Source organism: Lacinutrix neustonica, from assembly GCF_026625145.1.
GTDB classification, from domain to species: Bacteria; Bacteroidota; Bacteroidia; order Flavobacteriales; family Flavobacteriaceae; genus Lacinutrix; species Lacinutrix neustonica.
This window is the reverse complement of the sequence record NZ_CP113088.1, coordinates 3,764,010-3,777,298: the sequence shown is the minus strand read 5'-3', so window position 1 is coordinate 3,777,298 and position 13,289 is coordinate 3,764,010. Positions and strand designations below refer to the sequence as shown.

Annotated in this window: 10 protein-coding genes and 1 pseudogene; 4 read left to right on the top strand and 7 right to left on the bottom strand. The window is 34.3% G+C overall.

Features of this window, described 5'->3' with window-relative positions; translation table 11 throughout:
• Window positions 1-199: 199 nt before the first annotated feature.
• From N7U66_RS20445 to N7U66_RS20420, 6 genes are all read right to left on the bottom strand, one after another.
• The gene (locus tag N7U66_RS20445) at window positions 200-1,411 is read right to left on the bottom strand and encodes a peroxiredoxin family protein (protein ID WP_267676713.1); all 1,212 of its coding nucleotides are present in this window, start codon (window positions 1,409-1,411) and stop codon (window positions 200-202) included.
• A 456-nt stretch (window positions 1,412-1,867) separates the two neighbouring features.
• On the bottom strand, window positions 1,868-2,524 hold the full coding sequence (locus tag N7U66_RS20440; protein ID WP_267676712.1) for a hypothetical protein: 657 nt from the start codon (window positions 2,522-2,524) through the stop codon (window positions 1,868-1,870).
• A 12-nt stretch (window positions 2,525-2,536) separates the two neighbouring features.
• A complete protein-coding gene (locus tag N7U66_RS20435) occupies window positions 2,537-2,740 on the bottom strand; it encodes a hypothetical protein (protein WP_267676711.1) in 204 nt (67 codons plus the stop codon).
• Between the two features lie 130 nt (window positions 2,741-2,870).
• Complete coding sequence (locus N7U66_RS20430; protein WP_267676710.1) at window positions 2,871-3,161, bottom strand: hypothetical protein; 291 nt, start codon at window positions 3,159-3,161, stop codon at window positions 2,871-2,873.
• A 162-nt stretch (window positions 3,162-3,323) separates the two neighbouring features.
• Window positions 3,324-4,724 carry a GEVED domain-containing protein gene (locus tag N7U66_RS20425; protein ID WP_267676709.1) on the bottom strand — a complete coding sequence of 467 codons (1,401 nt, stop codon included), beginning with the start codon at window positions 4,722-4,724 and terminating at the stop codon, window positions 3,324-3,326.
• 7 nt (window positions 4,725-4,731) lie between these two features.
• Entirely contained in the window at window positions 4,732-5,340 is a 609-nt protein-coding gene (locus N7U66_RS20420; RefSeq protein WP_267676708.1) for an endonuclease, read from the bottom strand.
• Between the two features lie 230 nt (window positions 5,341-5,570).
• Here N7U66_RS20420 and pheT point away from each other — a divergent pair, with 230 nt between their 5' ends.
• From pheT to N7U66_RS20400, 4 genes are all read left to right on the top strand, one after another.
• Window positions 5,571-7,994 (top strand): phenylalanine--tRNA ligase subunit beta, encoded by a 2,424-nt coding sequence (gene pheT / locus N7U66_RS20415; protein ID WP_267676707.1) that lies wholly within the window; start codon window positions 5,571-5,573, stop codon window positions 7,992-7,994.
• Window positions 7,995-8,132: 138 nt separating this feature from the next.
• Window positions 8,133-9,659: a S1C family serine protease gene (locus tag N7U66_RS20410; protein ID WP_267676706.1), complete on the top strand. Its 1,527-nt coding sequence runs from the start codon at window positions 8,133-8,135 to the stop codon at window positions 9,657-9,659.
• A gap of 502 nt (window positions 9,660-10,161) precedes the next feature.
• The gene (locus N7U66_RS20405; RefSeq protein ID WP_267676705.1) at window positions 10,162-10,878 is read left to right on the top strand and encodes a hypothetical protein; all 717 of its coding nucleotides are present in this window, start codon (window positions 10,162-10,164) and stop codon (window positions 10,876-10,878) included.
• 318 nt (window positions 10,879-11,196) lie between these two features.
• A complete protein-coding gene (locus tag N7U66_RS20400; RefSeq protein WP_267676704.1) occupies window positions 11,197-11,436 on the top strand; it encodes a putative signal transducing protein in 240 nt (79 codons plus the stop codon).
• Between the two features lie 98 nt (window positions 11,437-11,534).
• Here the strand turns inward: N7U66_RS20400 and N7U66_RS20395 are convergent.
• Window positions 11,535-13,162, bottom strand: a pseudogene (locus N7U66_RS20395) (ABC-F family ATP-binding cassette domain-containing protein).
• Between the last annotated feature and the right edge of the window lie 127 nt (window positions 13,163-13,289).

The window sequence follows — 13,289 nt, the reverse complement described above, 5'->3', positions numbered from 1 at the left end:
TATGGACGCCTCTGTAAGACATTCACTAACATCGAGTCTGTTTTTAGCTCCATTTTATTTACAACATAGCATACATCCAGTCCACTTATGACACCACTTTTAGTGTCTTCTAACAATATGCTGATTATTGAATACCATACAACTAAAATGAACCGCTGCTTATACCCATGTTAAATTACAATAGTTTTACATTAGAAAATTATTCACTTAATAACGTATCAACAAAAGAACGAAACTCCTTCCTAAAGGTTACAAATTTCTCGCCTGTTGCAGGCCCATTAAACCCTGTGTGTATCTTACGTACTTTTCCTTTTTTATCTAAAAAGACAGTGGTGGGATAACTTAATACATGGTTTAACATTGGTAATTTTTCTTGGGCTTTGGCTTTACTTGTTGTTCCTGTTTGGGCCAATAAAATGGGATAGCTTATCCCTACTCTATCTTGCAAACGCTTAATACTGGCAAAAGCTTTTTCGTTGGTTTTGGCATATTCAAAGGCTAAAGCGACTATTTCTAGATCTTGGTCTTTGTATTGTTCATACACCTCAGCATAATATTTACTTTCATCCAAACAGTTAGGACACCAGGTTCCCATAATTTGCACGACCACTACTTTATCTTTAAAACGCGCATCGTTTAATGACACCAAGTGACCTTGCGCGTCAGGAAAACGAAACGCTAGACTGTCGTACCCTTCTTTTAAAAAGGTTAAATCATCTGCACTTGGTAATTCGAAAGCCTCATTGCGCTTCGCTATAAATGGCTCTCTCCAGTGATTACCGGAATAAAAAGTACCATTAATTATAGAGTCGCTCACCGTGCCCGTAAATAAAAAAGCATGTGCCCCATCAAAGGTTGAGAGTTTCAATTCATTTCCGTTGACTACGCCTTCTAAAAAGCGATAATCACCAGTTTCGGTTCTAAAGGTACCGGTCACCTGATTTCCGTTTTGTTTAAAGATGCCTTTGGCGATGTATTTATCCTCTTCTGTATCCGGACTAAAAATGGTTTCCCAGTTTCCAGTGATATTCGTTTCCGCTTTTTTGGTAAGATCAAAACGGTTGTCTTTCTTCTCTGCTTTAAAAGGGATTATTCTATTTTTTCCAGCAACAATAAAATGTCCATTTAGTGTTTCTTTATCCATTTTTGCCGCTAATAGCGCTTCAAATACTGGCATTTCTATAAATACAGAATCATTTCTATACGTGATTTCATCGACTTCAATTTCCTCTTCCGCATTAAATACGGTTAAATTATTGGCGTCTTTTACTTTAAATGTGAAGGGTAGTATTTCTGTAGCGTTAATTTGTAGTTCTGCTCTATAGAGTCCAACACCCAAAGTGGCTTTTTTAGTTTCCGTTTTACAGGATAGAATTATAATAGTTGTAATGGCTATAAGAAGGTGACGCATTTTTTTTATTTAATAATGAAGTGGTAAAGATACTTACAAAAAACATAATTCCTTTTACTGTTCCTTTTTATTCATCTACAACTACTGCTTTAAGAACTCCTGATGTACTACAGCATTTTGGTCACAAACTTTCTACTGTTTCTAAGTTAAAACAAGTAAAAAAGACCATGGTAGAAAAGGTTGCTTTCTAGTTCTACAAAAAACAAAAAACCGAATCCAAAAACTCCATTTCACAGTGCTTACTGCTTTTTTTAGAACCTTTTTAGCCTCTAAACCTAGGCTCTATTTTCAATGTTCAACATATATTTCAAGACCATTTAAAATTGACGAATTAAAAATACTATTCTATATAAATAGAATGAGCACTATCCATTTAAAACTGGGATACAATGTATAAAACAAAAAAGACAGTGCTTTCGCACTGTCTTTTTTTATTGATTTAATCATCAAACGTATCTACTCTTCTTCTACTTGATACACTTGAGAGAGTTTTGCATTTTTCTCTACTAGCTTTTCTTGTGCTTTGTTCACTCTAGCCTCATGTTCGGTTAATAATTGCTGTACTCTTTTAAAACGCTCTTCACGTTGTTGTATTTGCTCTTCTGTTAACTTTTCAGTTTCTTTTTGCAGTTCAAAACGCTCTATAGCTTCAGCCAATTTGTTTCTACCATTATCTATCAGCCTTCTGTTGTCTTCAATCTTAGCTTTACCACGCTCAATTTTTTGTTTTGCTTCAGCCGCTCTATATTGACCAAATTCCTTTCCTTTTAAGCTGCCTTTATTCTTCCCATAGGCATTACCATTATTATCATCATCAAGATCGTCTCCATAATCATCAGACTGATCCTTCATCTCTTCTTTCACCTCCTTGTGGTCTTGCTTCATAGCATCAAGTTCTTCTTTACGTTCCTCTTTAACAGCTTCGCGCATTTCTTTATTTTCTTCCTTGATCTCTTGGCGTTCCTCTTTAATATCTTCCTTTAGATCCTTAAGCTCTTCTTTCTGTGCTTTTTCAACTTTTTCCTTTTTTGCTTTGTCTTTCATATCATTTTGAGCGAAAGATACTGAGCTTACCAACACAAAAAATCCCAGTACTAGTAATTTATAGTTCATAGTTTTCATAATTTATAGGGTATCAAGTTCGTTTAATTCTTCTTTTAGTTCCTCGGCATTTTGATCAACAGATTCCATAATTTCTTCTGTTTCTGCCTCAATGGTTTCTATTTGCTCCACAGCGGCTTCTGTCTCGGCTTCTTCTTGTTTTGTGTCTTTACAAGACGTTACTGCTAAAAGCATAACTACAAATGCTACGTTTAATATTTTTTTCATAACTGTTAAGATTTAAATGATTAGTTGTGGTTAAGGTAATTGAATTTCAATTGGGTTACTCATAATGTTTAAACAAAACAAAAAAAGATATTAAGCACGCTCAATATCTTTTTTGAATAGATCTTTTTATTTAGTTGTTATCATCGTCTTCTAAATCATCGTCTTCTAAATCTTCTTTAGTGCCTTCACCATTCACTTTTGCTGGCATTTCAGACGTTTTATCAACTTCAACCTCAGTCTCCATAGATGTTGTTATTTTTGTAGCCTCCTTATCTGTATCCGCAGTAACTTCCTTTTTTACTTCTACAGATTCTGTTTTAATTACAGTTTCTTCTTTTGCTTCTACTTGAGCAACTGCAAACTGTGTTCCTGCAAAGAATAACCCTACAGCAAACAACAAGACATAATTTAATTTTTTCATAATGGTCTGTAAATTTTTATTTAGTGATTTTATACATTATAATTACGTTTACATGATCCTTTTGGCCTTTCACCTGTTAAAGTTTAACATATCTATAACATTTAAAGATAGCTAAATAAAGGTTGCAATATTTAAATCGTGCTCTTTTTAATACAAAAGGAGTTACTTCTTTAAAAATTTCTTTTGAATAGTACGTTGACCATCGTTAATATGGATGATATATACACCAGATTCTAATGTCTTTAGTTTTAAATGTTCAGAGCGCCCTCCACTGGCAACCAAACGGCCATTTATACTGTAAACATTATAACTTATTGCTCTTTTATCTTTTACTTTGATTTCAATATCTTCATAAGCACTAAAAATAGTCACATCATACAAGGCCCCTTCCGCTTCTAAATCTAAATCTGCTTTTATTGTTTCCATAGCTTTTGAACTACTCCCAATATTTAAAGTATAATCTTCAACTTCACCATAACTAAAAGCTTCACAAGCCGTTGGAGCCGCATTGTATTTCATAGACACCCGCATACGTGTTGTGCCCGATTGAGCTGTTGAAGGTATCGTAAAGCTTGCCGATAAATTATTCGCGCTAGACGATGAGCCAGCGACCACTTCTTCATTACTTTCAAAAGTGCCATTTCTATTAAAATCAATCCATACTTTCCAAAACTCAGTATACGCCTGTCCCGAAAATCCTGTACTAAATACAATGCTGTTAGAACCATAATTGACATAACCAACAAGATGCGTGTTATCTATATAACCCCCATTAGCTCCTGAACTATTTGAAATACCGCCAATACTTACAAAATCGATAAATTCATCTGCAACACTATTCCCTTTTGTACTACAATAAGTAACCGTTGGTGTTGGTGAAGGCGGGGTTGAATCCCCGCCTACACTATGCGAACCTACATTTGTAAATGTGTCTTGATTATAAACGTTCCATTGTGAAGTATTATAACTCCCCGTTGGAGAAACGACACTGGATTTACGTCTCAATGTTTGATCTTTAGCAAAGTTGGCACTGCCGCCATTAAAAGTTCCTACAATATCTATTAAAACGCCATTTTTAAAGAGTCCAACAGGATCGTTTCCATTAAAAGTTAAAGCGGCATTGGAGGTGGTTACTTCTGCATTATTTTTAAGCGTTGTTGAAGCACTGGAATTTGCTACTACAAAAACATCACCATTAGCAACAGAACCGCTTAAAGTATAACCACTACTCCATCCACCTGCACCATTGGTTTGTTTCCTTAGGCTATAGGCTGATAGATTAATGTTGCTTCCTGTAACATTAGCAATTTCAATAGCTTTATTGTTTGACGATCCTTCAACATATTCTGAAATAAACAATTCTGAAGCAGTTCCAGTGCCTCCACCAGTACCCGTTCCAAAACGATCTTCAGCTTGTGGGCCTCCCCAAATTTGAGTGGCGAACGCCGGATTATCAATAAATGGGTTACGATTGCCTTGAATGCCTTGAATGACCTGATTTCTTTGATCTTCGAAGGCGTTTACTGGATCTTCAACATTCCATTCTAAAAATAACATAATCATATTAGCATCACCGAGATACTAAGCTACCTACACCAACATTTTTTGGCAGGCAACGATCCCCATAACGTAAATACATAAACAACATCATTCTTGCGACATCTCCTTTCCATTCATCTCCAGGATAAAAATACCCTTGAGCTGTAATTTTAGCATTGCCATTACCATCTGCATACTTTCTACTACCGCGATCTGCATTGAGTTGTATATCGCTAGCACGTAAATGATGGGCATCACTTCCTGGGCCTGTAGTTCCTAAATTGGGCAGGCCTAAAGACTTAGGATAGGTATGTTCTCTATTCCATAATCCAATACTACCTCCATTACTGTCTTTCCCTCGGGTTCTGTCTGTCTTATAATTATTATCGGTATCATCATATCCATAAATAAGCAACACCTTATTTGCATTGTTCGGGTCTAAATCGGCTTGCTTCAGTGCGTCCCAAACCCCCGGTGTGTAACTCAAAAAGGTGGTGTGCGTACTCGTAATCTTAACTGCTAAATTGTCTTTAAGAGCCGTTCCGCTTTGTGATAAATTAACATCATTGTAATATGATGGCACTTGTGCGAAGGTTATTATAGATAATAACATACAGCAAATAAGTAATTGATTTTTCATTTTGTAGTTGTGTTTCAGTTGTTTGCACCAAGATATTGCAATATTTAATGTTTACTATTATCTTAATGTTACCAGTTTTACAACTTAGTAACAATTACACGCTAACTAGTTAATAATTATAAAGTTACACCTTAAAAAGTGGTTAATAACTAAATTTTATATAAAAGCCAATTTTAAAATTTTAAGAACCCTCAACTATTATTATCTTTGCGCACTTAATTATGCTATAAATGAAGATTTCATACAACTGGATCAAGCAGTTTTTAAAAATAGATTGGACACGAGAACAAACCAGTGAATTACTTACCGATTTAGGTTTAGAAGTGGAAGGTATAGACACCTACCAAAGTGTTAAAGGCGGTTTAGAAGGTGTTATCATTGGTGAGGTGTTAACGTGCATACCACATGAGAACGCAGACAAGCTTAAAGTAACAACCGTTAATATTGGAACAGAAACCTTACAAATTGTTTGTGGGGCCCCCAATGTTGCTGTTGGACAAATGGTACCTGTAGCCACTATTGGTACCACGTTATATACTGAAGCAGGTGAAGCCTGGACGATAAAGAAAGGTAAAATACGTGGTGAGGAAAGCCATGGGATGATTTGTGCTGAAGATGAGTTAAACTTAGGACAGTCCCATGAGGGTATTATGGTATTACCTAAGGATACCCTAGTAGGAACACCAGCCTCGTCTTTATTTAACATAGAAAACGACCAAGTATTTGAGATTGGCTTAACTCCAAATAGAGCAGACGCCATGAGTCATTTTGGTGTTGCACGTGATTTAAAAGCAGGGTTTCTACATAAGGATGTCAATCTAGAATTAATAACACCATCGGTAAGCGCCTTTAATGTCAATAACAGGACCTTAAAAATAGATGTCCAGGTAGAAGATAAAGCATTAGCACCACGATATTGTGGCGTAACTATATCCGGGGTTAAAGTTGGTGATTCTCCAGCGTGGATTCAACACCGTTTAAAAGCTATTGGCCTATCGCCTAAAAATAATATTGTAGATATTACTAATTATGTTTTACATGAATTGGGCCAACCATTACATGCTTTTGATGCTCACAAAATTACAGGCAATAAAATAGAAGTTAAAACACTTAAAAAGGGTACAAAATTCACCACCTTAGATGGTATTGAAAGAACACTACACGAAGATGATTTAATGATTTGTGATGCCGAAAAACCCCTTTGTATTGCAGGTGTTTTTGGCGGAATACATTCGGGAGTAACAGAAAATACCGTCAATATATTCTTAGAAAGCGCTTATTTTAATCCTGTAAGTGTTCGTAAAACAGCAAAACGTCACGCACTAAACACAGATGCTTCTTTTAGATTTGAACGTGGGATTGATCCTAATATTACTGAATACGCCTTAAAACGAGCGGCTTTATTAATCCAAGATATCGCAGGAGGAGAAATTACCAGTGATATTTTTGATGCTTATCCTACAAAAATTGAAGATTTTCAAGTTCACATTTCTTTTGATAAAGTGACGAAGCTTATCGGCCAAGAAATACCTAAAGAAACCATTAAAAGTATTTTATGGTCTTTAGAAATTAAAGTGAATAATGTCACAGAAACTGGATTAGGCCTAACCATTCCCGCCTATAGAAATGACGTACAGCGTGAGGCAGATGTTATAGAAGAAATACTTCGTGTGTACGGTTACAATAATATTGAAACCACTACTAAATTAAACGCCTCCATTTCTAACGCTTCAAAATTTGAAGATTACAAATTGCAAAACATTGTTGGCAATCAATTCGTTGCCCAAGGATTCTATGAGATCATGGCGAACTCTCTTACCAGTCCAAATTATATTGCACTAAGTGAGCAGTTAAAGGAAGAACACAATGTCTCCATGCTCAACCCATTGAGTAACGATTTATCGGTGATGCGCCAATCGTTACTGTTCTCTGGACTGGAAGCCATTTCTTACAATATTAACCGAAGAAAAACTGATTTAAAGTTTTTTGAATTTGGTAAAACCTATCATGATTATAATGGCACCCGTGAAGAGTATAAGCACCTAACGCTATTTGTTACCGGCAATAAATTGGAAGAGCGCTGGACGGCACCAAGTGAAAACACTTCTTTTTTCTATTTAAAAGGGACTGTTGAAAGTGCTTTAGAACGTTTAGGCATTAGTCGTTTTAAAACGGCTTCTGTAAAGAATGATTTATTTTCTGAAGGCCTCCAATTATCACAAGGCAAACTGGTTTTAGTAGACTTCGGAATTGTAAAACAGAAAGCTTTAAAACATTTTGGTATTTCTCAGGAGGTCTTTTTTGCCGATTTTAATTGGGATAACATTATTGAAGTGGCGAAACGTAATAAAATTAAGTTTACGCCAATTCCTAAATACCCTGAGGTACGTCGTGATTTCGCACTTTTAATAAACGAGACAGTGACTTTTGATGAGATAAATACGATCGCTAAGCAAACTGAAAAGCAACTGCTAAAAAACGTTACGCTGTTTGATGTCTACCAAGGTAAAAATTTACCAGCCGGGAAAAAGAGTTATGCCGTGAGTTTTACGTTTCAAGATGAGCATAAAACATTAACAGATAAAGCGATTGATAAAGTGATGCATAAATTGCAAAGTAATTTTGAAAATAAATTAGGTGCAGAATTAAGGTAAACTGCTGATTCTTAATATTTTGTTAACAAAATGTTAAAGGAAGGTCGCTTTTCGTGAACTTTCTTATTAAAAATCAGCGTCAATGCTGATTTTTTTTTGCCTATTTTTGCCGCTCATTTAAAAAAAACCCAAATCAAAATGAAAAAAGTTCTCTTTTTATTATCCATCATGATCATGATGAATAGTTGTGCATCTATTCTTAATGGTAAAATTCAAAAAAATGTTAGTGTAAATACTAAAGATTCAAAATCTGTAGTTTATGTTGATGGCGAAAAACAAGGAAAAGGTAAGCTTGTTAAGTCCAAATTAGCAAGAGATAAAAAAGTTAAACAACTTAAAATTGAAACTGAAGGCTATAAAGATCAATACGTTGTTCATTACCAAAATCAGAAATCACCACTATATATTATGTCTTGGGTTCCTTTTGGCGTTTTATTGTACCCTCCATTTTATGACTTTGGGCCTAAAAGCTATAATTATAAAAAAGAGGTTAGTGTTAAAGAAAAATTAATTCCTATAGCCATAAAGCAGGAAGATGAAAAATATTTATTTGTAAAAAACACGGAGTTTGATATTAAACAAGAAGATTTAAAAATTAGAAAAATCAAACACCGTTCTCTGAAAAAAAACAAAAAGAACAAGTTTAAAGATATTGATTCTAATTTAGATAAAATTGAGTTTGATAATTCCATTTTTACAGAATCTTTAAACTCTATTTTATTAAAGTACAAATATTCAGATTCGACTAATACAATTTTTAAAAATAAAACAAACTCGGCATACTTAAGTGCTAAAATCACTAAGCTAGATTTACAATATGTATATCAAAGAGCTGCCAAACGGAATATGAGCTTTATGCAAGCTGAAGTAAATATTGCATGGGATTTTCAAGATGTTTATGGACAAACCGTTTTTAGCAAAAACTATAAAGCAATGTCAGGTGAGTTTTCAATTGATTATAATCAAGATGCCACTACATTGTTAGCCGTTGAAGATGCTATTGCGTCATCTTTCTTGAATTTTATTAATAATAAGACAGTAAAAGAACATTTAGCAAAAGATAATATTGCAATACAAAAGACGCTGCCAACAATTACACTATCTAATAGTAATGTCGTTAATGATGTTGATTCTGCTTTAGATGGAACTGTGACTATTAAAGTGAATGAAGGTCACGGCAGTGGTTTTAAAATTAGCAAAGATGGTTACATCTTAACTAACTTTCATGTGGTTGCTAATTCTAAAGATGACATTATGGTTGTAACAAAAGACAGTAAAGAATACAAAGCTACCTTAATTAGACAAAGTGAGAACTTAGATTTAGCCTTGTTAAAGGTAGATGCCTCTTTTAATAATCATTTCTCATTACCGGCAAGTAAAAATTATAAAACTGGTCAAGATATTTTTATTATAGGAACGCCTAAAACAATAGAGCTAGGACAAACATTAACTAAAGGTATTATTTACGGAGACAGAGAAAATGAAGGTGTTAAATTAATTCAAACTGACGCTAGTATTAATAGCGGAAATAGTGGTGGACCAATGATAAATAAAAGCGGAATTTTAGTTGGTGTTATAAATGCCAAATTATCTGGTTTAGGTATCGAAGGTATCGGTTTTGCTATTCCTGCTGAATTAATTAGAGATGCATTATTTTTGAATTAATTACTGCTTAAAGACACTTAAAAGCGACCTCTTGGTCGCTTTTTTTATATTTATAAAAAAACAAAATCATGGAAAGTAATAACATAGAACATAAGCCCAATAGCAAAAATACTTGGAGTTTAATCGCTGGATTATTATTTGTAGCGATTGGGAGCTATCGTCTATACAATCATTTTTTTTTACCGAGAGACTTCCTCTGATAATTTTAGATTATTATTAGCCCTTATCTTTATTGGTTATGGCTTGTATAGACTATTCAACTATTTTAATCATAAATAACCATTTTTTTATTAAAATACTTCAATTGGAAAGCCAACGTTTACGTTGGTTTTTTTGTTTAAAGAAGTAAAAAAAAATGTATTGGAACCTAAAATTAACAAGAATCCTTGAATGAGCATAACAATGAGCACCCTTAAACAAAATCAAAAAATACACATCAGAAATAGCTAATCACTTGTTTTTAAAATCATTATATATTATTTTTAAATAAAAAAATATAATTATGATTTTGAAGTCGACCAACATTGAAGAAAAATTAAGACGTAGACAGTCTTTAGATGGTCAAGAACATTCTATTTTAGAGCAAGTTGAAAACATTTTGGCTTTAGAAAACAAAAAGGAATTTAAAATAGAACTCGAACTACGTTCTAGTAACAACTCACATAGCAATGCTTTTAAATTCGATTTATTAGCATCAGAAAACATCTATCATATAAATACTATTAAAACAATTTGCATCAATTATCGGCTTCGCTTTTTGGATACAAAATATTTTAAAAACGACTTTCCTCAGGAAGCATTTTCAAAAATTAAGGCTTTAGAAAAAGCCCACGACACCATGCTACATGGATTTAAAATTATGGCGCCCTCAAAAGTCTTCAAATTAAAAAACCCTGATGACCCCTTATTATTTGCTCCTATTGGGAATGGATATTATTACCTCATTCATACATGGGGAAACGATTTGCATCCCCTACGAAAATGGCTTATTTGGCCGTTTAAAAATTTAGAAACTCTTGTGTTTACGGCTCTAATAGTGAGTTTTATGACGACCTACATCTTTAATGCTTCACTACTTACAGACGGTATAAACGGTTCTAAATTTTTGATTCTCTTTTTATTTATGTTCAAATCTGTCATTGGAGTTATTATTTTTTATGCGTTCTCTCAAGGTAAAAACTTCAATACGGCGATTTGGGATAGTCAATACGCCAAATAAGGATAGCGGTTAAAACGTAGGAGAAAAGCGACCGAAAGGAGCGCTTTTCCTTCCTTTCAAAGGTGTCACTATAGTCCGGGAGACGTAATATGGGTGTAAAAGAGACGTTATCGTGATGTTCGCTTTTAAATGGGTTTACACTATTATTTTTATATTTAGTTCCCACATAGAAACGGCACTTAAGTTGCAATGAATCATCTATTTAAACAGGCTTAAAATTTCTATCCAAGCTTTTAAAAATAAAATTTAACAGGATTATGGGAATATTTTTATTACCATTATTCGTATCTTAATACTATAAACAAATAATATAAAATTATGCCACATTCAGACTACATAAAAATTTATACCGGAAATACGATACTAGTACAATTAATAGAACAACGATTACAAGACATTGGTATTAACCCTATTATTAAAGACGAAACAGAATCGGGTCGCTTAGCAGGTTTTGGTGCTAGCTTACCAGGTATGCCTGAAATTTATGTACATGAAAATGAACTCGAGCAAGCTGTTAAGATAGTAGAAACGGTACGTTCTGAAATGGAAACCAGTTAGTTTTAAAGTACCCAGCCAAGGAAAACCCTCAAAATCTTAAATTTTGAGGGTTTTGTTATTTATTGCAGTTAATCTACTAATACGACTACGAACGTTTGTTATACGGTTACCGCATACATTTTATCGCGTAACTCTTTCAGTTTCGAATCTTGCATATACTCGTCAAAAGTGGTATGGCGATCTATGACACCATTTGGCGTTAACTCTACTACTCTATTTCCTACCGTTTGTGCAAACTCATGATCATGAGTTGTAAACAACACGGTCCCTTTAAAGTTCTTTAAAGAGTTGTTAAATGCAGTAATACTTTCTAAATCTAAGTGGTTTGTTGGCTCATCTAACTGTAATACATTCGCTCTTGTCATCATCATTCTTGATAACATACAACGTACTTTTTCTCCTCCGAGACAGCACCGAAGATTTTTTAAAAGCTTCCTCGCCGCTAAAAATCATTTTTCCCAGGAAACCACGTATATTAACTTCTTCTCGTTCCTCTTCTGTTTGCGCCCATTGACGTAACCAGTCAATTAAGGTTAAATCATTCTCAAAGAATTTACTATTGTCTAATGGCAAATACGACTGTGTTGTAGTCACACCCCAGGCCAACTGGCCCGCATCTGCTTTTAAATTACCATTTAAAATTTCGTAAAAGGCTGTGGTTGCTCTTGAGTCTCTAGAAAACAAGACTACTTTTTCTCCTTTGTTTAAATTTAAATCGATGTCCTTGAAAAGTACCTCACCATCTAAAGTGGCTGTCAAGCCCTCTACATTTAAAATTTGATCCCCAGCCTCTCTGTCACGTTCAAAAATAATAGCTGGATAACGACGACTGGTTCGTCTAATCCCTTCAATATTAAGCTTGTCTATCATTTTTTTTCTACTCGTAGCTTGCTTACTCTTGGCCACGTTAGCAGAGAAACGACGAATGAATTCTTCTAATTCTTTCTTCTTGTCTTCGGCTTTCTTGTTTTGTTGTGCATGCTGTCTTGCTGCTAATTGAGAAGACTCATACCAAAAGGTATAGTTACCCGAGAAATGAGTAATCTTACTAAAATCGATATCACTAATATGTGTACATACAGCATCTAAAAAGTGTCTGTCGTGAGAGACTACAATGACACAATTGTCGTAATTGGCTAGAAAATTTTCTAACCAACTAATGGTTTCATAATCTAAATCATTGGTAGGCTCATCCATAATCAATACGTCCGGATTACCAAATAAGGCCTGTGCTAAAAGAACACGTACTTTTTGTTTACCATCCAAATCTTTCATTAAGGTGTAATGAAAATCGGCATTAATCCCTAAGTTAGACAACATGGATGCGGCATCACTATCGGCATTCCAACCATTCATTTCTTCAAATTGCACCTGTAACTCACCAATTTTTTCTGCATTTTCATCAGTATAATCTGCATAGAGCGCATCAATTTGAGACTTTAACTTATACAAAGGCTTGTTTCCTTTTAACACCGTTTCTAAAACAGTGTCCTCGTCATGCTTATTATGGTTTTGCTCTAAAACCGACATACGTTTACCAGATTCTAAGTGTACATGACCGAGAATTAGGTTCTTGTTTTCCTGCAATAATGTTTAAAAAAGTCGATTTCCCAGCACCATTGGCACCAATGATTCCGTAACAATTACCATTGTTGAAGGTCGTATTTACTTCATCAAAAAGGATGCGTTTGCCGAACTGGACGGATAAGTTTGAAACTGATAACATGAATCGTGATTTTATTTTTTTGCAAAAGTAAAAAATAATGTTGGTAACCAAAAGTAAAAGCGGCTATATAACGCTTGTAAAAACGTATAAAACTAAAAGTTTAACGCATGTTATGAGCAATTTAACA

Excerpts from the sequence above, each read along its gene's own strand:
- N7U66_RS20445 (WP_267676713.1), bottom strand. The coding sequence starts at position 1,411 with ATGCGTCACCTTCTTATAGCCATTACAACTATTATAATTCTATCCTGT.
- N7U66_RS20440 (WP_267676712.1), bottom strand. The coding sequence starts at position 2,524 with ATGAACTATAAATTACTAGTACTGGGATTTTTTGTGTTGGTAAGCTCA.
- N7U66_RS20435 (WP_267676711.1), bottom strand. The coding sequence starts at position 2,740 with ATGAAAAAAATATTAAACGTAGCATTTGTAGTTATGCTTTTAGCAGTA.
- N7U66_RS20430 (WP_267676710.1), bottom strand. The coding sequence starts at position 3,161 with ATGAAAAAATTAAATTATGTCTTGTTGTTTGCTGTAGGGTTATTCTTT.
- N7U66_RS20425 (WP_267676709.1), bottom strand. The coding sequence starts at position 4,724 with ATGATTATGTTATTTTTAGAATGGAATGTTGAAGATCCAGTAAACGCC.
- N7U66_RS20420 (WP_267676708.1), bottom strand. The coding sequence starts at position 5,340 with ATGAAAAATCAATTACTTATTTGCTGTATGTTATTATCTATAATAACC.
- pheT (WP_267676707.1), top strand. The coding sequence starts at position 5,571 with ATGAAGATTTCATACAACTGGATCAAGCAGTTTTTAAAAATAGATTGG.
- N7U66_RS20410 (WP_267676706.1), top strand. The coding sequence starts at position 8,133 with ATGAAAAAAGTTCTCTTTTTATTATCCATCATGATCATGATGAATAGT.
- N7U66_RS20405 (WP_267676705.1), top strand. The coding sequence starts at position 10,162 with ATGATTTTGAAGTCGACCAACATTGAAGAAAAATTAAGACGTAGACAG.
- N7U66_RS20400 (WP_267676704.1), top strand. The coding sequence starts at position 11,197 with ATGCCACATTCAGACTACATAAAAATTTATACCGGAAATACGATACTA.